We start from the raw sequence: 25,593 nt of genomic DNA, 5'->3' as shown, positions 1-25,593 counted from the left end.
ATCAAAAAAGACATTTCTAGAAGCCCGATCGCCGTACCATAAAAGAAAGATTTATCGCTTTATGCCATGACATCCCTGACTCTAAATTTAATCGAAGGTTCTGTTACTTTTCGGTTTACCCCCGAAGCCGCTGCCGACCTAAAGGGAGCGATCGCTCAACTGATGGAAAGCCTGAAAGTTACTGCTACCAAGACTCTTGGCACTAGAGCAACGCCCCAAAAGCCGATGGAATATCGCTACACGGGCGATGTTTTTCTAGAAATCTTCTGCAACCCCAATATTTGGCCTACTCCATTCGCCGCCAAAGTGCTGATTACATTGAGGGACGATCGGATTCGCATCACCACCGAAGCTGAACTAAGTCGGATCATTGACGATCTCAACCAGTATATGGAACAATCTAGCTAAATTTTAGTTTGAAAGCAAAAAGCCTCCCTTAGACTGATCTTAGAGAAGCTTTTGCAGGCATTTGTATGTATTTAGATTGGCTCTACTCCATTGGAGAGATGTCGGTTTCTACATGCCAATGCTCGTTACTGGCGTTGTTTGGCGGAGCGCCCTCGACAATTAAATAGCTCCAACAATACTTTTCGCGCTGTGCTCCAAGGATATAACCAGGTCTTTGGTTTACTTGAACTTTTTGCCCAAAGTGAAACTTGGGTGCTGTGAAGGAAATGACTGAGTTATCGATTTGGATTGGTTCAAGCATATTACATCAGAAGGATTTCTATTAAGCCTCTTGTTAGTGAATCTGTAAGAGGTCTGGTTATCGTTCCCAATCTGTAAGAGTTTCAGCCTCGGTGCCAGAAATTCGTCATCAGTGGGATGTTTGAAGATTTTTGTTAATGCTCGAAGATGTTTTGATATTGCAATAAGTCCAGCGATGCAAAGACGGGAAGACATTGGAAACACTGTTCAGCCAGGTCTAGTCGCTCCTCTCGCTCTAGCATGGTGATTAACTTTTGCCGAGCGCTGATCAAATAGCGGACATCATTCGCCGCATAGCGAAGCTGGGCTTCAGATAAATTCATCGCGTTGCCCCAATCAGAGCTTCCAGCACTCTTGTCTAACTCCACCCCCTCCAATTCCTGAATCAGATCCTTAAGACCATGACGCGGCGCATAAGTGCGAATTAGCTTGCTGGCAATTTTTGTGCAAAAGATAGGATTGACCTGAATGCCCAAATGATGGCGCAGCGTCGTGATATCGAATCGGGCAAAGTGAAAGATTTTTGTAATGTGAGGCGCTTCTAAAAGCTGTTTGAGATGAGGCGCTTGAGTCTGACCTCGATCAATTCGCACGACCGTCACCCGATCGCTAGCATCACAGAGTTGAACAAGACAAAGCCGATCGCGCAGAGGCAACAACCCCATCGTTTCGGTATCAACGGCCAGCGCGTCTGTCTGCAAATAAGTCTCCAGCATGTCAGCGGAGAGATCGCCCGTGTAGATTTGAAAATCGTTGGAGTCCATAAAAAAGAGTAGGAATCGGGAGGGAGATGCTGCCCTGCTGTGATTTGCCCGATTATTCTAGTCCTTTTTGATTCCCTAAGCTCCCTTTCCTACTCCCAATTTGTACTATCCACGGATAAACAACTGCGTAAAGTAGATCTCATTTTTGGCATTTTTGCTTACGCCAATCCCGGTGAGATTGAATTGCCCCTGAATGTTTCTCAGATGCCCCGGACTCTTGAGCCAGCCTTGTACAGTCTGAGTTGCCGGATCTTTGTAGCCCATGTTGTAGGCCACATTTTCGGCGGCAGCCCGATAAGCGATCGTCTTACCAATTTCTTGAATGCGCTGGTCAAAGCCTTGATGACCAAAAGACACCCTTCCACTCGCCATATTTTGGCTATGAAGCCTCGCCTGCTGAGTGATAGAAGAATCCAGCTTTAGGGCGGGTAGTTTGCGAGTGGCGCGATATTGGTTGATCTGCTTGAGAATGGATTGCTCCATCGCGGCTAATGATGGATCGGCTTGAGCAATCAGTTTGGGTGCTGTAGAAGTAGCCTGCGGCAGTGTGGCCGGAGTAAAGCTATGAGCGCACTGAGTCAGGCTCAAATTGCTTGCGATCGCTATCGTGCCGATCGTGACTCCAGACAAAAGGTTTTTCAGCATGGACAGCCCTTTTATACAACTTAACGGTTGACGTATCGAGAATTTACAGGTTCCCGCTTTGTAATGATAGTCACTTAGTCGAGTGTGAAATTACAGGTGAAAAAAGAGCTACTTCTGACAGACCGACTGTTTTTTTAGAAGTTTTTTTAGAGATCGATTAGTAGAACGATCGCAAGTCTTAAAAGCTTCACAGTTTTAGGAATTAAATCACGTAAATCTGCTTAAGTGGAAACCCCAATTTGTTATTTCAAAGCCAACAAACCTGAAAAGAAATTATTCCTTAAGTTATAGGGATTTGTTTTTTAGTTCATGAATAATTAAGGATATACTTTGATCCACCCAATCTACTAACTCGAAATGCTCAAAGCTGATTTTTTCACCTCATCGCTCTTTTCCCAGAGGATTTCATTGATTAGTAGATTAGACTCTGTTTTAGGAATTGCCACCTTTAATTTAGAGGGGTTGCCTCAATGCTATTTTGCCACCGAAGACAACCCCAATCTGATGTGGATTCAAACCGCCTTTCAAACGTTGGGACTGCGATCGCTGCTCTCACTCGGTGACTTTGACCACGCGATCGTTTATGGACAAAATCATTGCATTCTGCTCGTTCAGCAACCTCAGACGTATGTAGCAGTTTTGCTGCCTGCGACCGTCAAAGTTTCGAGTGATTGGATTGAGTGGGCCCAAAAGTTTGAAATTAACGAACTGAGCGATCGCTTTCAAGCAAGCTAAGACCTTACGCCACCTGCCGGACGAGGATAAGGTTTGACTAAGGTTTCTCCGCGATAAACATAGAAGGTTTCAACGACAATTCCACCCCGTCTGAGTGGCACTTCTCCTAACTTTTGAAAGGTCTTGAAATAAGGCACAAATTCAGCCGCCGAGTCTTCTCGCTTCTGGTATTGACTTGAGGTGATATATAGCCCAGTTTTGCCGATCCATTCTGTTGCGGCTGACCAAAATGCAAACCCGCGCACGTCTCTTTGATCAAAACAAGTCATCGGAATCGGGGCCAAAGGTGTCAACGCCATTGCCACATGTCCTGATAGATGAAAGCGATTGCTAAACATAAAGTCGGCTGATTTGAGCGCCGCCAAAAGCTGTGGAGAATTGGCAAACTCTCGCCGTAATTGCTGAATATCTACCAGCTCGATCGACGCATCTTCTTCTGGCTTGAGAAATCCTCCCAAAAATGCGGTATTGCTGGGAGTTTGTAGCGTGCCAAAACTGACGTGAGAGAGGGCGATCAGGAGTAGGGTGAAGATGACGATCGCTGACCCATTTAGCCATCGTTTCGTTAGTCTTGGATGCCGTTGTTGCCAGAGCGCGGCCTGTTGACCCAACATCGGGGTGGCGGCAAAAAATCCGGGCATTGTCCAGGTGGGCAAGATTTGCTGATAGCCTCCGATCAGGGTGAAGCTGAGGAAGGCGGGGACGGAAATCCAGAGGAGGAAGCGGGATGGGGGTGGAGGAGGCGTGAGGCGTGAGGCGTGAGGCGTGAGGGTGCGGACGAGTCCCTTAAGGGATACCCACCAGAGCGGCAGTCCGAAGGTTGGAAACAGGTAGGCTGACTGAATGAGGGCAGTTTTGATGACGTTGGGAACGCTGTAACCTTTGGAGGGAATGCCACGATTACTTTGGAAGCGAAAAGATACCCAATCGTGTTGCCCATTCCAATACAAAATGGGTGAAATCGTTAATAGAAACAATCCAAAACTAAGAAGTGTCCAGGGCGATTTTAGAGCGATGCGGTGAGGTGAACTAGTTAACACAAATGCCAACAGACCAAAGCCTAACAAAAAGCCATGATACTTTCCTAAACAGGCGAAGCCGACGAGCAATCCGATCAGCGCTAATCGATAAGTGGGACGGTATATTTGTTCATATGGAAAAAATTCGCAAGCCGCTACCCACAAACAGAGTGACCAAAAAAACATCAACGGCCCATCGGGGAGTGTGAGAATGCCGAAGCCGATTTGAAAGATGGGAATGCAGGAGGCGATCGCCAATGTCCACCAGCCGGCCTTCTGAGAAAATAACTGGACGGTGGCTCGGTAGAGAAAGTACAGCGTTGCGGTGTAGAGTAGCAGTCCCCCTAATCGAATCGTAAATTGTGAGACGTTGCCTGTAAGCCAGATGCCAAAAGCGGTTGTCCAGGCGACGAGGGGCGGGTGGTCAAAATAGCTCCAGTCGGGGTGCAGTGTGTAAATGTAGTAGTACGCTTCGTCAAACCCTGGAGGTAGTAAAAACGCGACGAGACTTCTAAAAACCAGCCCTCCGATCAGCAGAGTGACGATCTGCTTCGGCAGATATCTCTTTGAGATTGCCCGATTCGTTTTGTTGCTCCACCATTTTTGAATTGTTTGCATTACCGACCCAGAAAACGAACGACTTGATAAACGCCTACCTGTTTTAGCATTTCGTACTGCTGAGGTGAGATTTGGGCTTCTTGTAGCGTGCTGCTGGTTGTAATCACCAGAATCGATCGCTGTTTTTTCTGACGGAATTCTTCTAAATAAGGTGGCAGTTTGCGGGCGCGGTTGAGAAACACGATCGGTTGTTGTGTGTAAAAAACCAGACTCGGCTTCTCAAAAGAATTGGTTGCCATGACGATCGGTTCATCTGCCTGACGAATTTGCACCACCGTTTCGGCAACCTTTCTCAAAGGCAGTTGTCGCTCAATATCGATCACTCCAAAAACGGGCGTAACAAACAATAAAATGAACGCTGCGTAAGTGATTAACTGAACGCTCCAAAATCGCTGAATCTTGTGTTGAAAAATCAAAATTGTGCCTGCGATCGCGCCTCCTAACCAGATCAATAATCCAATCCAATCCAATTTTGCTTGTCGAATTCGCTCACCCAGATTGGGCATGGAGGGATCACTATCGAGCCAATTGGGACTATAAAACGCACAAACCGCCAGCGTCAAACACAATGCCAAACTGACATAGACACTCAGCTTAAACGCCCACGATTTGGACTGAGTTTGCATCTGATAATTCCACCACAGGGCGACTAGAATGGCGGCAGCGGGGACGAGCGGCAAGGTGTAAGTAATGTATTTTGTGACGGCGATCGTAAAAAATCCCAGTACAACCCCAAACCAAATTAAAGCAAACAGTCCGAGGTGTTGCGATCGCGGTTTCTGTCTCCAGTTTTGTCGAGCAAAATGACCGATCGCAGCAGGCAAATAAATCGACCAGGGAAAGAACCCCGCCAGCACAATCAAAATGTGAAAGTACCACGGGCCTTGATGTTGGTTGACGACACTGGTGAAGCGATCGACATTATGCACCCCAAAAAACGAGTCTACAAAAGCCGCTCCATTTTGAAGATAGGCCGCCCCATACCACGGCACACTCAACCCTAAAAAGATCAGCATCCCCGGCAAAAGTTTAAGTTCTCTCAGCCCTTCTCGCAGCTTGCCCACGCAAAACAGAAAGAGAAGCACGATCGCTCCCGGCAGCACAATTCCTACGGGCCCTTTGGTCAAGACTGCCAGCGCCATCAGGGTATAGAACGTCAGATAAAAACGCGCTTGAAGTTGGGGGCGATCGACCTGAAGATATGCCAAAAAGAAGGCAAACAGCGATCCTCCAAAGCAAACACTCAACACCATATCCGAGTAGCCCAATCGCCCAAAAAAGAATGACTGAAGATTGAGCGCACAGATGGCGGAGCCGAGGTAGGGGAGGGAGGAGGGAGGAGGGAGGAGGGAGGAGGGAGGCTCGTTGGCTTTGTGATGGATGTTGAGAATGTGGAAGCAGAAGGCAGTGAGGAGCGTGCCAGCGAGGGCGGAGGGGAGACGGGCGGCCCATTCGTTGACTCCGATCGCTTTGAAGCCGATCGCTATCAGCCAGTAGATTAGCGGTGGCTTGTCAAATCGGGTGACTTCGTTGAAATAAGGCGTGATCCAGTTTCCGGTGACGGTCATCTGACGGGCGGCTTCGACAAAGAGCGGTTCTGTTTCGTCGAGTAATCCCGTGCTGCCGAGTCGATCAAAAAAGACCAGACAACTCAACAGGAAGATCCAAACGATCGGCAAAAGACGGATGATCCAGGGCGGCAATTTCTGCCCAAAAATCTGCGGATTCAAGCGATCGAAACTCCTCTATGCAGAAGCAAGTCAGCAAGCGGTAGTTTGACACGAAACCACACTTTTTGAAACCGTAACCAGAGAGGAGTAATGATGTTCTTTGTGGCTGTGATGTTCTCGTTCAGAGGCGCTTGGATCTTTGGGCTATAGCAGTCTTAAATTGGTCGTGAGACAGTTCGGTGGCGTGGTTTTGGTTTTTGGTTATTAGTTATTGGGATCTAAGGAAGGCTAAGGTCAGCGGACAGGGGTCGGGCTTCGAGGCGGCGGTGGATGAGTTGGGGCAACGGTTTGCTCGCAGACCCAAGAAGGTAAAGTCTCAGCAGGCACTCTTGTAGGGTTCAGGCGGATTAGTCGCATTAAAAAAGGAAGCGTTCTCGTTTTAGGCGGGGACGTTCTTGTTCTGAGTTGGGATGTTCTTGTTCTGAGTTGGGATGTTCTTGTTCTAAGTTGGGATGTTCTTGTTCTGAGTTGGAATGTTCTTGTTTTAGATGGAAATGTTTTGGGTTTGGGTAGCAATTGTCCCTCTTTCAACTCGATCGTTCCCTTTCCAAATGAGACAACCGATAAATCGATCGTGGAGTTTCCGGGCGGATTGAGAATTTCTTTGCTAAAAAAGATACAGCCCTTCTCCTCATTCGTCACTAGAATCTATGTTGGAAACAATTCCCCTTTTGCTGGCGACTCCGATCGCAAAAATTATTCTCGATAAGCTCTATGAAGGGGTAGGCTCCAAGCTTGGCGAAAAAGTGGTGGAAGCAGCAACGGCACCGATTCAAAAGTTGGGACAGGTGGTCTGGGATCGTTGCTTTAAGGGCAAGCCGGGAACAGATAAGTTGCTAGAAGCAGCGGCAAAAGGGTCAGAGCCTGAGCTAAAGCAGGTGCAAAATTATTTGCTGAAGGAGATGGAGAATCCAGCATTTGTGGAAATGGTGAGGCCGATCGCTCAAGAAATCCATCAGGTGTTGGTTCGGTTTGAGGATGTGAATGCTAAAAACGTCCAGCAGATTTTTGGTGGGCAAGGATTACAGGTAAATGAAAGGCAAGACCAGCCGATTATTCAAATTCAGGGCAATCCGACACTGCATTTTGGGACACAATCGAAATCTGATAACCCTAAAACCACTCTCATGTCTCACGATCGCTTGCGTCACCTAGAAAATCAGTTAGAAATCCTTCAAGAGCAACAAGCCGAGCTTGAACAAGAAGCTTTGCTGAGAGGAGGATTGCCCAAAGTTCAGATTGAGCAGGAATTACGACTAAAGATTAAGCCGAAAATTCGTGAATACGAGCAAGAGTATTGGCAGATTTTGGCTAAGTCTGCACCGGAAGTGATCGCAGACCCAGATGCTGAAGTCATTGTGGCGGAAATTGTCGAATCGGTGGGTCGGCTGGAGGCGCAGCAGGACTCTCCGACGGAAATCATGCAGATTTTGCTGGGACTACGGGACAAATTGAACCGACCGGAGACTTCGGCGGCGATTAAGGTGAAGTGGGCGTTGTCAGCAATTCCGCCGTTTGTGAGTCTGGCGACGGAAGGTGAGTTGGATTTGGAGAAATTTTTGCAAACGAATTTCCCGACGTTTAGAAGGTGGTCTAAAGAACTGGCAAAAAAGTTGTAGATCGCGATCGCTCTCAAGAGAGGAACGGTCGTGGTACGCGAATGCCTAAATCTCCCTTCTTTGCAGATAATAAGGAGGCGGCATTAAGAGACGTTAAAAACTTTACTGGACGAAGCGAGGAATTAGGCAAACTCGAAAAACTCTTGATCAATTCAGAAGAAGAGCAAGACCGTTACGTTGTTGGGTTAGTCGGGGGTGCAGGTTTCGGTAAGTCTGCTCTCGCTCAACATTTTGCCTACATTTATAGGAAAGAATTTCCAGATGGTGTAATTTCATTGAAAGTTTGTGGTGAGACGGCGATAGCCATTGCTTTTCGTCTTGCACGCCGTTGTGGAGAAGAGATTGAATCAGAAAACAGTTGGCAAGATGCTGAAGCGATTATGCAAGAATTTATTGCAAATCGTAAAATGTTGTTGATTTTCGATGATGTTACTGATCATCGTACTATTGAACCTCTACTTCTCCCTGAAAGTCAATGTTCTGTTATTTTTACAACTAAAGATCATAAGGTTTTCAATTCTCTGATTCTTCCAGAAAACAGAAGAATTTCTGTCTCCAATCTACCTCTCGAAGATTCTCGCAAGCTATTTAGAGATACTTTAGACGATGAATCTCGCTTCGTTCTCAAAGCAGTTGATGACATTATTAAAGCATTAGGGGGGCTTCCATTAGCAGTGAAAATAGCTGCTTTAAATCTTAAGCATCCAAACGATCAGAGTCTCGACAGCTATGCAGCCTCATTAAAAGAGGCTAAAAACACTTTATGGCAGGACAAGGATCTTCTAGAAGAACTTGAATTTAATACTGACCTAAACATTATTATATCGTTGGATTCTAGCCTGCAACGCCTAGAGAAAGATGAACAAGGTGCAGTTGAATTCTTCTCATGCTTAGGAGTTTGTGCTGAACAAGGATTTTCACTTCAGACAGCAATAGTAGCAAGCGGCTGTACAAAATCAAAAACCAAAAAATATCTTACGCGACTTCTCCATCTTTGTTTACTATGTAAAGCAGGAGACCGATATATATTTCATACTCTGATTCGTGTTTACGCTCGATATTGTCTAAGGAAAAGTAACAAACAAGAGGAAGTAGAAAGGCGATGTGCTGAATTTTTCATAGAAACTGTTAGAGAAGTTCAAGGACAAGAAGATGTTTCTACAGTTGCAAAAGATTTTGATGATATTATTTTGGCAGCACAATGGTTACAACGACAAGATAATTCTATATTGAGAACTTACAATTACTTGCAGTTCAGCAACCGCTTAAACCGATTATTTGGAGAACATGGCCACAGCTATTGGTCTCAAGCAATTAGGCTAATGGGAGGATTTCAGAAGTTGGCAGAAGATTCAGCAGATTGGGAGGCTGTAATCACATTCCGCACTCGTCAGGCAAAATATCTTGCTTTTCAAGGACATTTGCTAGAGGCAGAAGAGATGCTAGAGGCTAATATTATTAATTCAACTCTAGCGAAAATTGAAAGCTCTAAAACTTGCCAACGTGCCAGAGTAAAATACTTAGTTCGTCGAGCTAGACTTTTACAAAAGAGGAAATCAGAAGAGGCACTAAATCAGGCAGAAATTTTCTTAGAGGAAGCACGTTTGACCGTAGAGAAAGAGAAGCTAAGTGACCTAGAAAAGCGAAATGTTCTTGATAGTTTAGGAGCAGTTTTACAAGATAAGGAAGATTTTAAGCGCGCTCTAGAAATATATCAAGAGGTCAACACCCTTAACCAAAGTCTTGATGATAAATACTCAATCGCAAGGGGATTAAACTGTGAAGGTTTCTTGCTTGGAAAACTAAGTGAGTCTGATGAAAGTCGGTTTGCTGAAGCCTTAAATAGCTATAAGCGTTCCATTGAAGTTAGTAAAGAATTAAAACAATGGAACTATTTAGCAATTAGCCTAGAGCAATTAAGTAGATTGTACGAGAGGCGAGGTGATAAAGACCAAGCTATATACTACGTTAATTGCGAACTTCAGCTTTGGAAAGATTTGAAAGATGAAAGACGAGAAATTGTTCCTCTAGAGAGGTTAGCCAAGTTGAGTTTATTATTAGAACCTCCTAAAACTGATGAAGCTCAAAAAGCTTTTCAACGCAGAGTCGCCATAGCTGAAAAAATTGGTAATCTGAAACAAACAGCACTTTGCTTAATGCATTTAGGAGGTTTTTTTCATAGACAGCGTGATCTTGAAGATGCCCTAAATAATTTTATACGTGTATTTAAGCTCCGCAGCTATCTTGAAAGTCAAGAAAATTTAGCTTCCACCTTAAGAGATTTATCAAATCTATTTAAGCAGAGAGGTAATTTCAGTGAAGCAAAAAGAACGGTTGAATATGCCATCGAAATTTATACAGAGATTGACCATCTTCAAGAATTAGCAAGTAGCTTGAATATACGAGGATTGCTGCACAAGAGACTGAAAAATTATAATGATGCCCTTCATGATTTTAATTATCAAATTGAAATTAGTCTAAAACTGAACGATCAAAAGCAACTAGAGCATGGACTAAGAGGTATCAATAGTTTACTAGATATTCAGGAGTGGGATGAAGCAGAAAAAAGTCTTGAGGAGTATCGGAATAGATTTGATAAGCTACAGGAGCAACGCAATTTATTAGTATGGTGGAAAATACGCGCTGAGTCCTTTGAAAACCAGAACAAATATCATGAAGCTGAAGATTGCTATAGTAATGTTCTCAGCGAAGCTAAAAAGTTTAGTGATTCTCAACAAAGAGTAAAGGAACAGGTAACTGCTCTTTGTAGGTTGGGGCAACTGTATGCAAAAAACAGCGGTCAGGAAAGCCTTAATTGGTCAGTAAACCATCTTCATGAGGCGATTAAGATTGCTAGCAACACTCAACATTTGGAAGAAGCTCACGCTGCTGTGGAGGAAGCATTTCGGGGAGCAATTCAAGGAACTAATAGACGTAGCGATGTTTTGAATTACTGTGATGAGATATTACAAATTTTACCTGCTCATTCAGGCTTATCAGACTTACGTCAAGGTCTAGTTTCGTCAATAAAAACAGGTTTGGTGTTACATATCAAGACTCATCCTCAGAATAATTACCGATGGGGACATATTGCTCCTCACGATGGAGGAAAAGATATTTATTTCAGCGCTAAATATATTGGCACCAATTGCTTATCACAGTTGCAGAAAGGAACACTTGTTGAAGTCGAGGTGGAAACTACTAATGACGGTTATCATGCAACGCATATCAGAATTTTGAAGTAGAACCATAAAATTTCTGCTCTAAAGAAATTGATTCCTTGCTGAATCCCACGGTGCGATCGCTCCAGATTCGAGAGCAGCAGTTAGGAGGCGACCATCCCGATACGGCAACCAGTCTAAATAATTTGGCACAGTTGTACGACTCACAGGGACGGTATGAGGCAGCCGAACCTTTGTATGTGCGATCGCTCCAGATTCGAGAGCAGCAGTTAGGGCCAGACCATCCCGATGCGGCAACCAGTCTGAATAATCTGGCAGGGTTGTACGCATTGCAAGGGCGCTATGACCAGGCGGAACCCTTGTTGGTGCGATCACTTCAAATTCTGACCACAAAATTTGGTCTAGCCCATCCCGACACCCAGCGAATACAAATAAATCTAGCAACGCTCTATGACGACATGGCGGCACAGTGCAAACTGCAAGGGCGCTATGACAAAGTAGTGGAATACTTGGAAAAGGCGATCGTTCTACGTCAGTCGATCAACTAAACGATCACAAGGGCAGCCATGAGAAACACGATCGCTGGTTAAAATGAAGAGGCGATCACGCTTGCAAACGCGGCTGATACCCTAAAAACAGGTCTTACCATTCAGGCTTATGGACTTCTACACTCTTGTTCTAAGACAAAGCGCAGGATACTGGGTCGCACTCTGCCTAGAGAACGGCGTTGTTGGGCAAGGACACACCCAGGATACAGCCATTCAAAAGCTAAAAGACGCGATCGACTCAGTACAGCTAGTCGATCAGTCTGACAATCTCTACTCTGAACCTGTATCCATCAAAGCGCTGCATGAGTTTCTCAACATTGACTCTCAAGAGCCAACCTTAGAAACTTACGAACTACGGGCAGTCCATGCCTAAAAACATCCCTTCACTCAAGCCAAAGCAACTGATCAAAATTTTAGAACGGGCAGGCTGCACATTCTATCGCGAAGGTAAGGGAGATCACTGCCTGTATCGTCGGATTGTTGAGGATGAGAAAAGAATTGTCCCGATCGATATGGGCGCAGGTGAAATGTCTCCAGCTTATGTGTTGAGGATCTTCAGACAATTTGGCTTTACAGATGAGGAAATTGAAGAACTATTGGGTTGATGCTGTCTAGACCTTCCCTCTAGTGCTGGAGTCGATGGTCTCTTAGGCATGGACTTTTTGACTTTTGTAGGCGCGATCGTTGATATCCAACAAGCTCAAATATCACTCAAGCAAACTCCATGATGATGCTATTCTCTGTTGATGGCTGTTCTGATCTGGATTTCTCAAACAGCTTCCTCAGCCTCAAACACTCATTTCTAGCATTCGCTGCATCGGTCGGAGGGCCGCGAGTCGAGTGGCTTCGGGTAAGGTGATTTCTGGGGTGCGGTTTTTCATGGCGAGATACAGCTTCTCTAGCGTATTGAGACGCATGTGGGGGCACTCATTGCAGGCACAGTTGCTCATCGGTGGAGCAGGAATAAACTGCTTGTCGGGGGCGGCTTTTGCCATCTGGTGAAGAATGCCTGCCTCGGTCGCCACAATAAAAGACTGACTCACACTTTGCTGACAATACTTCAATAACGCCGTTGTCGAACCGATGAAATTTGCATGACGCAAAACAGCAGGTTCACATTCTGGGTGAGCAATCACCTCAGCGTCAGGATATTGAATCTGAAGTTGCACCATTTTCTTTTCTGAAAACGTCTCATGCACCATACAGCTTCCTTGCCACAGCACCAGATCGCGTCCAGATTGCTCACTGACATACTTGCCGAGATTGCGATCGGGCGCAAAAATAATCGGCTGATCGACTGGAATCTGACGCACGATCGACACCGCATTGGCGCTAGTGCAAATAATGTCACTCATCGCCTTAATGTCTGCTGTGCAATTTATATAAGAAATTACCAAATGATCGGGATGTTTTGCCTTAAATTCAGCAAAGGCATCCGGCGGGCAGCTATCGGCCAGAGAACACCCCGCATTCAAATCAGGCAGTAAAACGAGCTTGTTGGGGTTGAGAATTTTGGCTGTTTCTGCCATGAAATGCACCCCCGCAAAGACGATCACATCCGCGTCTGTCTGAGCGGCCTGCTGCGAAAGCCCCAGCGAATCGCCTAAGAAATCAGCCACATCTTGAATATCGGGGTCTTGATAGTAGTGCGCCAAAATGACTGCATTGAGTTCGCGCTTGAGGTCTGCGATCGCCTCAAACAAATCACGAGGCAAATCACGATGCAAACGAACCGTTGGAGAGGAAAGCTGAGTAAACACGATGGCGATCGGTTGAATAAAAGACCTGTGTTCCTGTTATTATAGTTTAATTCACCAAAACTAACAAGTTTACTTTTATCTAAACCTACTAACTCGCTCAAAACTCAGTTCACATCTGTCCAGAAATACAGACTAGAAAGAGCAGTCCCTTTGGGGTGATTAAATGAACATAGGATGATTAAATGAACAGCATTGGCTGAACATAACTTCGCCAATCCTACGATGCGAATACTTGGTACAAATCCTTGGTTGGGTGAAATCGAACCCAAGTGAACCTATGGCAAATGTGCCCTTGTCGAATCAAAACTCAAATCAACCACACGAGACTTGAAGACCAGAGTCCATAATTACTTTGAATCGGCTCTAATCGACCCACTTACACAAACGGTCTCCTAAAACTGCGCTACTTTTCTCCAAACTTTTAATAGAAACTTAGGTGCATAAGGTTTGAGAAAACTCTTAAAAGCTAGAGAAGAGTTGAGATCAGTTTTCCATCGAAACCTTATCAAATGGATAAGCTGTAACCCTTCTATAAGTTTTCTTTGAGCAAACAGATTGACGAGCAATCCTTCCAATAGTTGCCCCCAGACAACTGGCGCTAGCGGACGACTTCTAATGAAATCCCAGAAGGAATTGAGAGCTTTAATATCTCTGTGAGTCAATTCTCCGTCTACTCCTTCCGCCATTAGCCAATATTTTTGATAAGCATCGTTGTCCAATGTCTGAAGCAAAGCCCACCAGAGTCTTTGATAGCTCGTTTCTGGAAGATAGCACTGGGTACCTGTAAGTTCTTGAACAGCATTTAGGGAAATCTTGTAAGCATATTCAAGTTGTTCTTTACGATGGATTGTAGTTATTCGCGACCTGTCATCCATCCGGCGTTTTAGTAAGATTCTAGAAATGTTTTCTAATCGAGACTGACGGCTCAAGCGCCAAAACATATCATAATCTTGGGATCTCAAAAACGTTTCGTTATAACCCCCTATGCTCTGCATGAGGGCACTTTGTGACATCAGAGTTGAATGATGCATGGGATTATTAAACAGAAAAGCTGCTTCTAATCTTTCATGCTCTGAAGGAGGATAATCCTCTCCTATTTTACTCCCTTGGGGATTGATCAACTCAACGGCCGTCCCGATCGTACCCACTTCAGGATGCATTTCCAGATAGTCAAACTGCTGACTCAAGCGATCGAGAAAAGAAATATCATCACCATCCTGACGCGCAATATACTTGCCTTTAGATAAACTCAAGCCCTTATTTAGTGACTTTGTTAGTCCTAAATTACGTTCGTTATGAAGTAATACAATCCGAGAATCTCGATCGGCATACTCAATTAAAATAGGCCAAGTGCTATCTGTAGAACAATCATTGATAATGATGAACTCAAAGTCGGTAAAGGTTTGGTTTAAGATACTGTCTACAGCTTCTCGCAAATATTGAGAGCCATTGTAGACCGACATAACGACGCTGACTTTAGGAGTTGGGTGAGACATAAAATTTACGCTATGAGTTACACGCTGTCGTAGAGGTGATATGAATTACGGTTAGCAATTGAGACTCTTTCAGAACCTGCTTTCCTTCAAACAAAACTCACTACACCCAGGCACTCATTTTTTCAACAACAGGCAGTATAACTGAGGGATTTCCACGCTATTATTCAGTACTTTTTGCCGTATTGAATAATCTGAAAAAATATAGATTTAAATGAGCCTTTATATGAAAGCCGGATGCTGAAAAGGCTCCATTTAGAATTTTTAGCAGCAAATCTCTTTTTAGCAACAGAAAACTCAAGCATCCTGGTCGCTTGACGCAGTAATGAGTCCAAAGTTGCAGAGCAATCCAATATTTTTTCCAACCGCTTGAGCTACTCAATGCTTTAGAGATCAAATATTGATAATGATTGGAAAAGCTTTGTGATTTTAGGTGACGAAGAGACTCCGGAGCGCGGTTGTACGCACCTTCAATGAGTTGTAAGTAAGAGGCTTCTGACCGAAAAATATCTCGAAAGGACTTTGAGCGCATGGAGACCCGATAAAGCAAGTTAACTTTGGGAACTGAAACAAACTCATATTTTTCAGCTAACTTCACATATAAGTCTCGATCTTCGCTATGAGACAGCGACTCGTCGAATCCTCCGACTGCTTCCAAAGCCGCTCTCGCTATCAGTGAGTTAGAACCATTACCCACGATATTACTCAACAACAACTCAGCATGAACATTGCCGGAATAATTACAACGCCCACCTATTCCGATTAATTTGCCAGATTCATCAATTCGATCGAACCAGCTATAGGCAACGGCTGCCTTCACAGGAGGTTGTAAAGCCTTCCATTGATCTGACAGATTATCAGGCAACCACAAATCATCTGAATCGAGAAATGCAATCCATTCGCCAGAAGCTTGAGCAAAACCGATATTGCGGCTAGCCGCAGCATTACCCTTGTCACACACAATGACCTTAATCCGAGGATCTGGTTTCGCTGAAACAATCTCGAAGGTCGAGTCTGAAGACCGATCGATGACAACAATGACCTCGATATCTGAGAAAGTTTGATGGAGCACTGAATCAACAGTTTCTCCGATCGTAGCTTCCGCGTTGTAGGCAGGAATAACAACTGAAATGGTCGTCATGGCTTACTCACCTATTTCTTACAACCAATAATCTAGTGATGAACTAGACATTGTTTTATGCAGGATTGCTGTTCTATGAGAGATTTAAGCGATCGCAGCCCTTGATTTAAAGCTTGGTCAGTTGAAGAGGATGGTTGAGAAATTTTTGACCCACGATAGGATTTTTCCAAACATCCCCAAGGCGACTAGAGTTTTTTCAGCGGTGAGTTGCCCTTATCCAAACTGTTTTGCAAACCTACGAAAATTGGGAGACATCTTCATGGGTGGCAGTCTCTTTATTTTCTGACTCTCCTGAGAAAGTGTAATAAAGATTCAAGATCAAGTTGAAATTCAAGTATGTAGCGACCTTACCCAAGATAAACACCATCTCAAACAACAACACAATGGGAAGCGCCAGAGGAAATAATAAAATCCGGGTCTTATCCTCACGCAGCACAGAGCGAACTTGCGGTATGTTAAGGGGCTTGATGCTCAAGATACTCGATAGAATTCCGCACACGCGCTCAAATGGACTCAGTGTAAAAGAGGTTGAGAGGTTGGTGATTTTAGAGTCTTGCGTGAGGGAGGCTTTGATACACTCTCTGATAACGCTGTCGCGCCCCTTTAGCAAGTACCGCCAAGTTATAAATCCCACTGTAGGAGGCTCATGTAGGGCCTGAGCTTGGGGGCGCTTTATGATCTTCTCCTGGTGGAAACGCTGTAAAAAGTGATGATGAATGTTGCAGTTACCCCGATATAGCGGTAGAGATGTTGGAATTGGATTGCTTAGTAGAAAAGCTCGACGAAAAGCAACATTATTCAGAAAGTAGCTATCAGAAATATAAGTGTCGCTTTGATTAGACAATCGAGGAAAGAAATAATGCAGAGCGATCGCTAGTTCGTAGATAGATCGAATAGGAGTCGTCGTTTCTCCAGCAACCATATTGATGTCTGGATACTGATTAAAGCTGACGAGAAGGTCTCTTAGCCAGTTTGGTGTGTAGACACAATCAGAATCGCAATAAATGACAATATCGCCTGTAGCAAGCGATGCGCCCAGCATTTTCGCTGCATAATAGCCAATATGAGGGGCAGGGTGAACTTGAATCCACGGATAATTTGAGCATATTTCTGCAATCAATTCTGGTGGTGCATCGCCGCTATCAATAATCAAAAATTCGTTGGCTTGCTCTAGCGAAATATCTTGAGTGACCAGGGAGTTTAAGCTCCGATAAATGTTATCAAGCTCAACGCTGGAGAGGTTTTCGGTTTCAAAGACAAGAGAAAACGTTGGAAGTGTAGATTCTCTGGGGCTTGTTGAGATTACGTTTGACAATTGCATAATACTCTCCTTTATTTGGCAACAAAAACATTCCAGCTTCTAGGTTGATAAAAAAGTGACCTGCCGATCGCGTCTTGACCTGGCTCAACAGTAAAGCGAAAAGATTCTACTGCATCTAAATGAAACAGCTTATCTTTCTTGACATATACATCCATTAAATAGTCTCCAAGTCTGAGTCCGAGATAGGGCATTTGTAGTTGGATTTCGTACTCTCCTGGCAGCAACTCGATCGGAATAGAGTCATTGAAACTATTCAGTGAAAGCATCATCTCTCCGCCTTCTGTTAGACCTTTGATGGCGATCGTAATACTCACATTGGTTAAACTATCTAAAACCTTTGCTTGAATACCAATAGAAGTTGCACAACCACTAATCGGCTTTTCAACTACTATGTTCTTTTCATCTCTAAAGACGATTCCTTGAATATCGAAACCTACGGTGGGGCGTTTTTTTAGGGCAGGTATCCCAATAAGACTGGCATCTATTTCGGCATCGATAAACAGATCTTGTTCATAGTGGCTCATCACTGAGGCAACAGGGCCCATACTCTTGAGATGCCCTTTGGCAAAATAAACGGCTTCATCACAAACCGTGAGTATGGAGTGGGCATTGTGGCTAACCAGAATAAAAGCTGTGCCATTTTGACGAAGTTCATGTAGTTTTTGGAAACACTTTCCCCGAAAACGGCTGTCTCCAACTGCTAGGACTTCATCAATCAAGAGAATTTCTGGATTTGTATGGATTGCACTAGCAAAGCCCAATCGGGCTGCCATCCCAGAGCTATAGCTTTGTAATGGAGACTCGATCGCTTCCCCAATCTCAGCAAATTCAACGACCTCCTCAAACCGCTCATCAATTTCCTTCTGGGTCAATCCTAAAATGGACATATTCGCATAGATGTTTTCTCGTCCAGTTAAAATCGGATTAAACCCTGCGCCCAATGCAATGAGTGGTGCAACTCGTCCATTGACGGTTACCGTCCCTGCGTCTGGGTTAATCAGTCCAGCAATCACCCGCAGAATGGTTGACTTTCCACTACCGTTTTTACCGACAAGACCTAGAGCCTCACCTCGTCGCAGTTGAAAGCTTATATCTTTGAGCGCCCAAAATTCTTGCTTGCGTAATTCATTCTTGTGACCACCCCGCGAACCTACTAATTCTGAGGCGATATCTTGCATTCCATACAGCAAGGAGAGTTTCAAATTACGGCAAAACTTCTTTGATACCCCATTGACAGACAAGACAATATCATCATCGCTGGAGGGCGCTAGAATTGCCACCTCTTGAGCAGCACTTTTAGAAAGTGGTGTAATGTTCATGCACTCATTCGTTCAATAACATAAGGCATTGCTAACCGATAGATCACCCAAGCAACCAATAAGCCAACTAGTGCAAATCCACTCACGATCCAAAATCCAACTGGATCTGAGACTACCCCAGTGGTCGGTAGTTCCCGAATTGTGATCAGTAATGGTGTGACTGGGTTTAAGCGAACTACTGACCCAAACCAACCCGCTTGAGGAACTGGATAGATAACTGGAGTTAGCAGCATCCAGGGAGCCGTAATGATCGGGAGTACCTTTGAAATATCACCATAAAGCGTCCCTAGGGGGGCTAACAAAAGCCCGATCGCCGTCCCCAACATTACCAGGTGAACTAACGCGACTGGAGCTAACCAAGCACTCCAAGTTACAGGAATTTTGAACCAGAGAAATAACCCAAGAATTAGAATAAGCTTAATCGCGAAGTTGAAAAACACTTCACCCAACTTTGCTAAAACAATTGCCTCACGAGGAAAATTAATCTTTGCCAGCATTTGCTTGGCTTGTCCGACTGCTGCGATCGGCCCATTCAACGCTTCTACAAAGGTTTGCCAGATAGTCATGCTAAACATCACATAAGCAGGATAGGGCAGATCTGTCTCACTAATATTGATGACTCCACTATTTCGAGCAAGCACTAGTCCCAGCGATGTGACCAAGGGTGGTACAAATGCCCAAAACACCCCTAGAAACGATTGGCGATACTGAGCACTAAGATCTCGTATCAGCAAGCGCCAGGCTAGTTCCCGCGAAGCGAGGAGATCTCGACCCATCTCCCGGAACAACTTTATTGGCTGACGAATCCGACTATCAGTAGAGTAAGAAACGCGCTGAGAGGAACGACGATGCATGTAGGCTCCAGGTTGATTTCGATGATTCATAATTTCAACACAGGAATAAAGGCTTAATCGTGACAGTGTTTGATAACCAGTCGCAGATGAAAGAAGTTCAAATTTAAGTAAGTTATACCAATGCCATATGAACTTACACAAAACTTAAATAACGATAACTCTTGTCAGTGAAGGAATTTTCTATTAAGCTTGTGGAGAGCCAGTATCAGTGAGCACATTAGATAAACTTCAACTAAAATTACTGAAGGTGAATGTAGTTAGAGATTGTTCTATCCACTCTTCTCTTAGCATTTCTTTTGTCAGGACATTCATGAATATCTTCACCCAAGAGAACTTAGGGGTGTTTCTGAGTCTTGCAACTTAAATTAGGATCGCTGTAGTAATGGTACTTATCCTTTGACCTGCCTCAATCTGATATAGATTCTGATATAGATATTGATTCTCAGCCCCTTTGCAAATATTTTCATCTCTAAACCTAACTTCTTCAATTTTAAACAAGATCAGGATTAATCTTGCAGAATCACCGAGGATTTGTGGATAGGTTGTCAGATACCCCTCTTGAATCACTTTGGGCGAAGTAAACAGCCCTCTAAATGCTGAAAAGCCTCTCCAGCAAGCTGTCTAGCATTTGCACTGCATTTACTACTCTCTTGAAGGAACAGAAACAAATTGTGAATGCTAAAACGTTCACTGAGAAAGAGTTACATCGTTTTTGAGTAATTTTGCTTCGTCTGGAGTGATAGTAGAGGAGTATGTTCCAGATGATCGCCCTTGGCCTTGAGGACAGGGTGATTTTCATTCTCGGTTTTCCACCGACTTCTCCCGACACTGACGACTTGCGGTACGGTTTCGGCAGTAAGGTCGTGATTGGTGACAAAGGCATTAGAGTACAGCACTTTCCCATCGGATTCTCGCAGTAGGGTCACTAGAAACGATTCGCATTGCATCAAGAACACTGAAAACGCTCCGAGCATCACGTCGCTCAATCAGTAGCGTGTCGCGTTGCTCACTTGACAGGGATCTCGAATCTCGCTGACCGCCTTGCAGAGATCGCCCAGCAATTTTTCAAAGCTCAAGGCCGGGGGGTATGGTTCTGCGGTTCCCTCTCCTTGGGGAGAGGGCTAGGGTGAGGGTGAAATTTCGAAGTTATTTAATCCACGATCCTTAGTACAACGATAGAACGATCGTAGGATGAGCAAAATTTTACAGATTCACTCATCCTAGATTCGGTTATGAAACACTTAGAAAAGTGATTGAGCCAAACACTCGTGATTGAATCACTTAATCGATCTGGAATCTACCAGCTAATGCTTAGAACTAATCCTTAGAAAACAAAAGACAGCAGTTTCCATACTTCATAGACTATAAAAAGCATCCCGTTTGAAGAAATAAATCCAACTCACCGTAGAATGCTTTAAGATCACATGAAATCACTCAATGCACACACTTAAACAAAAGCTCATTTCAGCCTAACTTCTACGATCGCTCACCCCAATCACCTCACCAAAACCCGCATCCCGTCTGATGATCAACAAGTCCCGATCGTCACCTGGCTAGCTCACTTTTGCAGCACTAAAAACTCTGGAGGCACAAAATCCACCAGCCACACGTCATTCTCAGAACAGTAGAAAGTAAAGTTTGCCGCCTGCATTCTCGCCGCATCAACTACAAAAATAATCGGGCGACCCTTTCGACTACCGACTTTGCGAGCAGTTTCGAGATCTGAGGAAAGGTGAACGTGATGGCGGGCCATTTTGAGTAATCCCGATCGCACGATCGCTTCCTCTAACGGTGCGCCTGTCCCGTGATACAGCACGTCTGGCGGAAACTGAGGTTCTAGCTGCAAATCGACGGCGACACTGTGCCCCTGGTTGGCTCGAATCAGCGTACCTGTAGGATCGATCGCAAATCGCTGCTTGTCACTTTTGGCGACCACTTCTTGCAACTCAGTCAGAGCGATCGGAAACTGATGGACGGTGCAGGCTGAGAGAAGATCGGCGATCGTCACCCATCCCCCCGGCATCAAGGTTAAGCCAAGTCGTTCTGGCTGGTGACGCAGATGTTTGCTGAGATATTTGCTGACTTTAACCAGGCGTGAGTTTTCCATTGTCCAGAGTGGGGAGCGATCGTTCTGACTACATTTATACTACAAACAACTACAAATTGCATCCCAATCCAGCGTGTAAGATCACCAGAGTTCATTAGCTTCTGAGATCGAGCAAACTGATCCAATTAGTACAAAATAGTACAAACGACCGCCTAACATAGTCAAAGAAGCGTTGCACAATGTTGATGTTGTGGCGATGCCCCTTATTGTCAGAAAAAAACCGCTATGTCAAATTCTCGTTCTTTCGCCATGCTTTTGGGACTGCTGCTGACCACGGTGGGCTGTTCTGTTGCGGAATCGTCTAAATCTGCTTCTGAGTTACCGACCCCGGTTTCTTCTCCAGCGGACAGCCAGCAGCCTTTACCCTCGTTGACGATCGCTCCCACAACAGCGCCCGATCCTCAGACCAGCAAGGCCATTGAGCAATATCTGAGCAAGCTCACTACCCAAGGCTTTTCAGCAAAATCTCACGGCGTTTGGATGCAGTCAGGCAGCACTTTGTTGGCCAATCATCAAGGCACCACACCGCTCCCGGCGGCTTCTTTGACCAAGGTTGCGACTTCTTTAGCGGCTCTACAAACCTTTGGCCCCGACCACCGATTTGAAACACAGATTGGCACCACAGGCACGATCGAGAATGGCATTCTCAAAGGCGATCTGATTGTGCAGGGCGGGCAAGATCCGTTTTTTGTATGGGAAGAAGCGATCGCGGTGGGCAATCTGCTCAACAAGCTGCAAATCCGACGAGTTACGGGCAATCTCATCGTCGTGAACGGATTTTATATGAACTATGAGTTAGACCCGCAAAAGTCAGGTGCCCTGCTCAAAGAAGGAATCAACGCCCAAAGTTGGTCAGCAGACGCGCAAACTCAATATCAAACCCTGCCTCCTGGTACGCCTCGCCCTCAAGTCGCGATCGCTGGCTCGGTCAAAGTGGCATCCTCGGTGCCCGCTAATACAAAACCGCTGGCGCGTCATCGATCGCTGCCGTTGGCTGAGTTGCTCAAAAAAATGAATCGCTATAGCAATAATCTGATGGCGGAGATCATCGCTAGTTCGGTTGGGGGGGCAAACGTTGTGGCCTCGAAGGCGGCTGAAGCGGCTGGCGTTTCTCAAAGTGAAATTTTGCTGGTCAACGGATCTGGTCTAGCGGTTGAAAATCGGATTTCTCCGCGTGCTGTTTGTGCGATGTTTTTGGCAATCGATCGCTCACTCCAACCCGTGAAGCTGACGGTTGCAGATATTTTCACGATCGTAGGCAAAGATACAGGCATTCTCGACGAGCGTAAGCTGCCTGCGTTGGCAGTGACAAAATCGGGCAGTCTCAATGAGGTGAGTGCGTTGGCGGGTGCCTTACCAACCCAAAAACAGGGCGTTGTCTGGTTTGTAATTATGAATGGCGGCGGCGCAAATTTAGAAGGATTTCGATCGCAGCAAGAGACGATTTTACAAACCCTAATGCGCCAATGGGGAACGGTGCAATCTTCGCCCGCAGAGCTATCGGCCAATGGGGAGCGATCGACCCAAACTTCGCTGAGTGAGGCGGTTAATTAGCGTTATGAATTGACGGGCTGACTAACATTATTGAGTTAAGAATGTAGTGAGTTGAGAACGATGGCACAAATCAAAATTTATGGAAGTTCAGACTTTCTCAGTCAAAATCGGACTTTGATTTCTGATGCGATTCATTCTTGTGTAGTGGAGGCGTTGGCATTTTCAGTAGAGAAAAGAGCGCATCGATTTATCTTGCTGAAACCAGAAGATTTCATCTATTTTTCAACTCGAACTCATCAGCATATTGTGATCGAAATCAGTCTGTTTGAAGGGCGCACCGTTGAAACTAAGAAAAAGCTGATTCATCTGTTGTTTGATCGTCTCTCAAGCCAAGTCAAAATTGACCCGATCGATGTCGAAATCACCCTCACAGAAACGCCGAAACACAACTGGGGAATTCGAGGCAAAACAGGTGATGAGTTAGCGTTAAATTACACGGTAGAACTTTAGTCTGGATCGATGTTGAGCGACCCCTTGCGGGTAACTCGAAGAGATCGTAGTTGGGCTTCTAGTCGTTCTGCTCGACGTTGGGCTTCTTGAGCTTGCTGTTGGGCTTCTTGAGCTTGTTGTTCAGCCTCTCGTATCTGTTCTTGAGCTTGCTGTTGGGCTTCTTGAGCTTGTTGTTCAGCCTCTCGTATCTGTTCTTGTGCTTGTCGTTGAACAGTTTGAGCCTCTTGTACAGCAGCGATCGCCGCTTCGCCAGCAGTGAGAGCAAGATCACCTTGAGGGGTGAAATAACGTAACTGGCGATCGTGAATTCCTAGATAAAGTCCAAGCGCTTCACTCCAAAGTAATCCCTGATCGTTGGGCGAAATCGGTTGATAGTGTTGACTGACCAATCGAAAGCCAGCAAACTCTAAACTATCCGGTGAAAACCAAAAATATTCATGGGTTCGGAAGCGATCTTGGTAGAGATTTTTCTTGAGTCCACGATCGACGTTTGCAGTTTCATCAGACAGTAATTCAATAATTAAATCAGGATATCGACCGTCTTCTTCCCAGACTACCCACGATCGCCGGGGATGGTTTTGAGTTTGCTGAACTAAGAAGAAATCAGGGCCGCGAAAGTCTCGATTTTTAAGCTGTTGACGACTGAAATAGAGGGTTAAATTGGCACCGATAAAGAAGTCGTCGCGGTCACGCCACAGCCATTCTAAACAAGTCACCAAGAGAGCAAGCTGATCGTAATGTGCAGAAGTTTCCATCTCTGGTTCGTCACTGTCAAGCTGAGTCGCATCAGGCATCAGATCATCCAATTGTTGGGCAGTCAGAGCCATCACATTCGCCTCCTAAGCGGGAATATCTTCTAGCGTACTCGGAGTTAGAACTTCTGATCTGACGGGAATCTGAAGCTTGAGATCGCCAAACGGACGAGTGACTTGACGCAGCAAAATCGTTTCGACCCGGTTTTCTTGAATGGAGACGGCTTCAAACTCCAACTCGCCCCACTGAAAGCGATCGCCCTCCACAGGCATCCGTCCCAAATGGTGAATCATAAAGCCTGCCAGCGTACTGTGCGTATTTTGAACGGGAATATTTAGACCCAATTTTTCATTCAAACTGTGCAAATCTAACGCGCCCGCCACAAAAACTGAGTGAGCATCATTGGAGACCAAAGGCGTGTCTGAGGCAGGCAAAATCGGCTTGGCATTTTCGCGATCGAACCACCAGCCCGTCAGCAACTTCACCGTCCCATTCAAAACCACCAGCGCAGGATAAAACAGATAGGAGCAGATCTGAAGCGGCCCAATCAGCAACAGAGCCGTTTTTTCGGGCGCATGGGCCGCCAACACTTTAGGAACCAGTTCGCCCAGCACAATCTCAACATACGTCACGAGCAAAAACGCGATCGTCGCCGCGATCGTATGAGACGTGATCATGACAGGCAGATGAGCGATCGGAATGCGACTAATCCACGGCTCAATCCAATGCACCGTTGCCCCTTCTCCAAGCCACCCCAAAAGCAAACTGCCTGCTGTGACTCCGGTTTGGGTGACAGACAAGTATTTTTCCAGGTTGGTTTGAGCATAATGAACTCGTTGAGCCGCTTTGCTGGTTCTCGGATCGTCTGCTTTTTGGGATAGCTGATAAATTTCGCTTTTGGAGGCAGAGACGATCGCCAGTTCAGCGGCGACAAACAAGGCAACAATAATCACCAAAAGCAGCAAAATCGAGAGCCGCACAAGCGTTTCTGCTGTTTCAAGTTCAAAGGTTTGCAGGCTAGTCAAGATTGAAATCTCCTGGTCGTATAGGCGGATACCGATCGTTATTCTCAGTCTAGTGAATAGGTGAGCGCCTGAACTTGTATCCGCAGAAACAAATCAGAAATGGGGGAGGAGGGAGAACTTCGTTCTGCTTTGCGAGGAGGGAGGAGGGAGGAGGGAGGAGGGAGGAGGGAGGAAAGGAAAATTAGAATTGGCTGTATCTCTAGTTCTCTGTTTGATAGTAAGTTTGATAATGCAGTGTTGAATTCGGG

General features: G+C 45.2%; 23 protein-coding genes. 9 read left to right on the top strand and 14 right to left on the bottom strand.

Features of this window, described 5'->3' with window-relative positions; translation table 11 throughout:
• The first annotated feature begins 66 nt into the window (after positions 1 to 66).
• The gene (locus ACJ2PR_RS07785) at positions 67 to 408 is read left to right on the top strand and encodes a hypothetical protein (protein ID WP_446876607.1); all 342 of its coding nucleotides are present in this window, start codon (positions 67 to 69) and stop codon (positions 406 to 408) included.
• 82 nt (positions 409 to 490) lie between these two features.
• Here ACJ2PR_RS07785 and ACJ2PR_RS07780 read toward each other — a convergent pair whose 3' ends face one another.
• From ACJ2PR_RS07780 to ACJ2PR_RS07770, 3 genes are all read right to left on the bottom strand, one after another.
• Entirely contained in the window at positions 491 to 709 is a 219-nt protein-coding gene (locus tag ACJ2PR_RS07780; protein WP_446876606.1) for a hypothetical protein, read from the bottom strand.
• A 133-nt stretch (positions 710 to 842) separates the two neighbouring features.
• A complete protein-coding gene (locus ACJ2PR_RS07775) occupies positions 843 to 1,472 on the bottom strand; it encodes a ribonuclease H-like domain-containing protein (RefSeq protein WP_446876605.1) in 630 nt (209 codons plus the stop codon).
• Positions 1,473 to 1,577: 105 nt separating this feature from the next.
• Positions 1,578 to 2,117, bottom strand: coding sequence for a CAP domain-containing protein (locus ACJ2PR_RS07770; protein ID WP_446867455.1), 540 nt, complete (start codon positions 2,115 to 2,117; stop codon positions 1,578 to 1,580).
• Positions 2,118 to 2,525: 408 nt separating this feature from the next.
• Here ACJ2PR_RS07770 and ACJ2PR_RS07765 point away from each other — a divergent pair, with 408 nt between their 5' ends.
• Positions 2,526 to 2,852 (top strand): hypothetical protein, encoded by a 327-nt coding sequence (locus tag ACJ2PR_RS07765; protein ID WP_446856387.1) that lies wholly within the window; start codon positions 2,526 to 2,528, stop codon positions 2,850 to 2,852.
• Here the strand turns inward: ACJ2PR_RS07765 and ACJ2PR_RS07760 are convergent.
• Positions 2,849 to 4,489 carry an ArnT family glycosyltransferase gene (locus tag ACJ2PR_RS07760; RefSeq protein WP_446876604.1) on the bottom strand — a complete coding sequence of 547 codons (1,641 nt, stop codon included), beginning with the start codon at positions 4,487 to 4,489 and terminating at the stop codon, positions 2,849 to 2,851. The two genes, ACJ2PR_RS07765 and ACJ2PR_RS07760, sit on opposite strands and share 4 nt — an antisense overlap.
• Positions 4,489 to 6,219 (bottom strand): ArnT family glycosyltransferase, encoded by a 1,731-nt coding sequence (locus ACJ2PR_RS07755; RefSeq protein WP_446876603.1) that lies wholly within the window; start codon positions 6,217 to 6,219, stop codon positions 4,489 to 4,491. The genes ACJ2PR_RS07760 and ACJ2PR_RS07755 overlap by 1 nt, the downstream gene beginning before the upstream one ends.
• A gap of 650 nt (positions 6,220 to 6,869) precedes the next feature.
• On the opposite strand from ACJ2PR_RS07755, the gene ACJ2PR_RS07750 reads away from it, so the two are divergent.
• The 5 genes from ACJ2PR_RS07750 (at position 6,870) to ACJ2PR_RS07730 (ending at position 12,173) form a co-directional block, all read left to right on the top strand.
• On the top strand, positions 6,870 to 7,838 hold the full coding sequence (locus ACJ2PR_RS07750; protein ID WP_446876602.1) for a hypothetical protein: 969 nt from the start codon (positions 6,870 to 6,872) through the stop codon (positions 7,836 to 7,838).
• A gap of 41 nt (positions 7,839 to 7,879) precedes the next feature.
• The gene (locus ACJ2PR_RS07745) at positions 7,880 to 11,083 is read left to right on the top strand and encodes a tetratricopeptide repeat protein (RefSeq protein WP_446876601.1); all 3,204 of its coding nucleotides are present in this window, start codon (positions 7,880 to 7,882) and stop codon (positions 11,081 to 11,083) included.
• A 35-nt stretch (positions 11,084 to 11,118) separates the two neighbouring features.
• A complete protein-coding gene (locus ACJ2PR_RS07740) occupies positions 11,119 to 11,568 on the top strand; it encodes a tetratricopeptide repeat protein (RefSeq protein WP_446867462.1) in 450 nt (149 codons plus the stop codon).
• Between the two features lie 109 nt (positions 11,569 to 11,677).
• Positions 11,678 to 11,941 (top strand): type II toxin-antitoxin system HicB family antitoxin, encoded by a 264-nt coding sequence (locus tag ACJ2PR_RS07735; RefSeq protein ID WP_446867463.1) that lies wholly within the window; start codon positions 11,678 to 11,680, stop codon positions 11,939 to 11,941.
• Positions 11,934 to 12,173, top strand: coding sequence for a type II toxin-antitoxin system HicA family toxin (locus ACJ2PR_RS07730; protein ID WP_446867464.1), 240 nt, complete (start codon positions 11,934 to 11,936; stop codon positions 12,171 to 12,173). The genes ACJ2PR_RS07735 and ACJ2PR_RS07730 overlap by 8 nt, the downstream gene beginning before the upstream one ends.
• Positions 12,174 to 12,356: 183 nt before the next feature.
• Here ACJ2PR_RS07730 and nadA read toward each other — a convergent pair whose 3' ends face one another.
• The 7 genes from nadA to ACJ2PR_RS07695 all read right to left on the bottom strand — a co-directional run bounded on the left by nadA (position 12,357) and on the right by ACJ2PR_RS07695 (position 21,563).
• The gene (nadA, locus tag ACJ2PR_RS07725) at positions 12,357 to 13,328 is read right to left on the bottom strand and encodes a quinolinate synthase NadA (protein ID WP_446876600.1); all 972 of its coding nucleotides are present in this window, start codon (positions 13,326 to 13,328) and stop codon (positions 12,357 to 12,359) included.
• Between the two features lie 392 nt (positions 13,329 to 13,720).
• Complete coding sequence (locus ACJ2PR_RS07720; RefSeq protein WP_446876599.1) at positions 13,721 to 14,824, bottom strand: glycosyltransferase family 2 protein; 1,104 nt, start codon at positions 14,822 to 14,824, stop codon at positions 13,721 to 13,723.
• Positions 14,825 to 14,984: 160 nt separating this feature from the next.
• The gene (locus ACJ2PR_RS07715; protein WP_446876598.1) at positions 14,985 to 15,962 is read right to left on the bottom strand and encodes a glycosyltransferase family 2 protein; all 978 of its coding nucleotides are present in this window, start codon (positions 15,960 to 15,962) and stop codon (positions 14,985 to 14,987) included.
• A 235-nt stretch (positions 15,963 to 16,197) separates the two neighbouring features.
• Entirely contained in the window at positions 16,198 to 17,283 is a 1,086-nt protein-coding gene (locus tag ACJ2PR_RS07710; RefSeq protein ID WP_446876597.1) for a glycosyltransferase family A protein, read from the bottom strand.
• Between the two features lie 11 nt (positions 17,284 to 17,294).
• Positions 17,295 to 18,602 (bottom strand): ABC transporter ATP-binding protein, encoded by a 1,308-nt coding sequence (locus ACJ2PR_RS07705; RefSeq protein ID WP_446876596.1) that lies wholly within the window; start codon positions 18,600 to 18,602, stop codon positions 17,295 to 17,297.
• Positions 18,599 to 19,486 (bottom strand): ABC transporter permease, encoded by an 888-nt coding sequence (locus ACJ2PR_RS07700; protein ID WP_446876595.1) that lies wholly within the window; start codon positions 19,484 to 19,486, stop codon positions 18,599 to 18,601. Before ACJ2PR_RS07700 ends, ACJ2PR_RS07705 begins: the two co-directional genes overlap by 4 nt.
• Before the next feature lie 1,528 nt (positions 19,487 to 21,014).
• Positions 21,015 to 21,563, bottom strand: coding sequence for an RNA 2'-phosphotransferase (locus tag ACJ2PR_RS07695; RefSeq protein WP_446876594.1), 549 nt, complete (start codon positions 21,561 to 21,563; stop codon positions 21,015 to 21,017).
• Between the two features lie 225 nt (positions 21,564 to 21,788).
• On the opposite strand from ACJ2PR_RS07695, the gene ACJ2PR_RS07690 reads away from it, so the two are divergent.
• On the top strand, positions 21,789 to 23,117 hold the full coding sequence (locus ACJ2PR_RS07690) for a D-alanyl-D-alanine carboxypeptidase (RefSeq protein ID WP_446876593.1): 1,329 nt from the start codon (positions 21,789 to 21,791) through the stop codon (positions 23,115 to 23,117).
• A gap of 60 nt (positions 23,118 to 23,177) precedes the next feature.
• Complete coding sequence (locus ACJ2PR_RS07685) at positions 23,178 to 23,567, top strand: tautomerase family protein (RefSeq protein WP_446876592.1); 390 nt, start codon at positions 23,178 to 23,180, stop codon at positions 23,565 to 23,567.
• On the opposite strand, the gene ACJ2PR_RS07680 is transcribed toward ACJ2PR_RS07685, so the two are convergent.
• Positions 23,564 to 24,394, bottom strand: coding sequence for a Uma2 family endonuclease (locus ACJ2PR_RS07680; protein WP_446876591.1), 831 nt, complete (start codon positions 24,392 to 24,394; stop codon positions 23,564 to 23,566). The two genes, ACJ2PR_RS07685 and ACJ2PR_RS07680, sit on opposite strands and share 4 nt — an antisense overlap.
• Positions 24,395 to 24,406: 12 nt before the next feature.
• A complete protein-coding gene (locus ACJ2PR_RS07675) occupies positions 24,407 to 25,345 on the bottom strand; it encodes a CNNM domain-containing protein (protein WP_446876590.1) in 939 nt (312 codons plus the stop codon).
• Positions 25,346 to 25,593: the final 248 nt, after the last annotated feature.

Source organism: Phormidesmis sp. 146-33, from assembly GCF_052939515.1.
The sequence above is the reverse complement of the archived record's forward strand: the minus strand, read 5'-3'. Positions and strand labels throughout refer to the sequence as shown.

What these genes read in the sequence shown, in the direction of transcription:
- ACJ2PR_RS07785 (WP_446876607.1), top strand. Translation starts at nt 67, where the DNA reads ATGACATCCCTGACTCTAAATTTAATCGAAGGTTCTGTTACTTTTCGG.
- ACJ2PR_RS07780 (WP_446876606.1), bottom strand. Translation starts at nt 709, where the DNA reads ATGCTTGAACCAATCCAAATCGATAACTCAGTCATTTCCTTCACAGCA.
- ACJ2PR_RS07775 (WP_446876605.1), bottom strand. Translation starts at nt 1,472, where the DNA reads ATGGACTCCAACGATTTTCAAATCTACACGGGCGATCTCTCCGCTGAC.
- ACJ2PR_RS07770 (WP_446867455.1), bottom strand. Translation starts at nt 2,117, where the DNA reads ATGCTGAAAAACCTTTTGTCTGGAGTCACGATCGGCACGATAGCGATC.
- ACJ2PR_RS07760 (WP_446876604.1), bottom strand. Translation starts at nt 4,489, where the DNA reads ATGCAAACAATTCAAAAATGGTGGAGCAACAAAACGAATCGGGCAATC.
- ACJ2PR_RS07750 (WP_446876602.1), top strand. Translation starts at nt 6,870, where the DNA reads ATGTTGGAAACAATTCCCCTTTTGCTGGCGACTCCGATCGCAAAAATT.
- ACJ2PR_RS07745 (WP_446876601.1), top strand. Translation starts at nt 7,880, where the DNA reads ATGCCTAAATCTCCCTTCTTTGCAGATAATAAGGAGGCGGCATTAAGA.
- ACJ2PR_RS07735 (WP_446867463.1), top strand. Translation starts at nt 11,678, where the DNA reads ATGGACTTCTACACTCTTGTTCTAAGACAAAGCGCAGGATACTGGGTC.
- ACJ2PR_RS07730 (WP_446867464.1), top strand. Translation starts at nt 11,934, where the DNA reads ATGCCTAAAAACATCCCTTCACTCAAGCCAAAGCAACTGATCAAAATT.
- ACJ2PR_RS07720 (WP_446876599.1), bottom strand. Translation starts at nt 14,824, where the DNA reads ATGTCTCACCCAACTCCTAAAGTCAGCGTCGTTATGTCGGTCTACAAT.
- ACJ2PR_RS07715 (WP_446876598.1), bottom strand. Translation starts at nt 15,962, where the DNA reads ATGACGACCATTTCAGTTGTTATTCCTGCCTACAACGCGGAAGCTACG.
- ACJ2PR_RS07710 (WP_446876597.1), bottom strand. Translation starts at nt 17,283, where the DNA reads ATGCAATTGTCAAACGTAATCTCAACAAGCCCCAGAGAATCTACACTT.
- ACJ2PR_RS07705 (WP_446876596.1), bottom strand. Translation starts at nt 18,602, where the DNA reads ATGAACATTACACCACTTTCTAAAAGTGCTGCTCAAGAGGTGGCAATT.
- ACJ2PR_RS07700 (WP_446876595.1), bottom strand. Translation starts at nt 19,486, where the DNA reads ATGAATCATCGAAATCAACCTGGAGCCTACATGCATCGTCGTTCCTCT.
- ACJ2PR_RS07695 (WP_446876594.1), bottom strand. Translation starts at nt 21,563, where the DNA reads ATGGAAAACTCACGCCTGGTTAAAGTCAGCAAATATCTCAGCAAACAT.
- ACJ2PR_RS07690 (WP_446876593.1), top strand. Translation starts at nt 21,789, where the DNA reads ATGTCAAATTCTCGTTCTTTCGCCATGCTTTTGGGACTGCTGCTGACC.
- ACJ2PR_RS07685 (WP_446876592.1), top strand. Translation starts at nt 23,178, where the DNA reads ATGGCACAAATCAAAATTTATGGAAGTTCAGACTTTCTCAGTCAAAAT.
- ACJ2PR_RS07680 (WP_446876591.1), bottom strand. Translation starts at nt 24,394, where the DNA reads ATGGCTCTGACTGCCCAACAATTGGATGATCTGATGCCTGATGCGACT.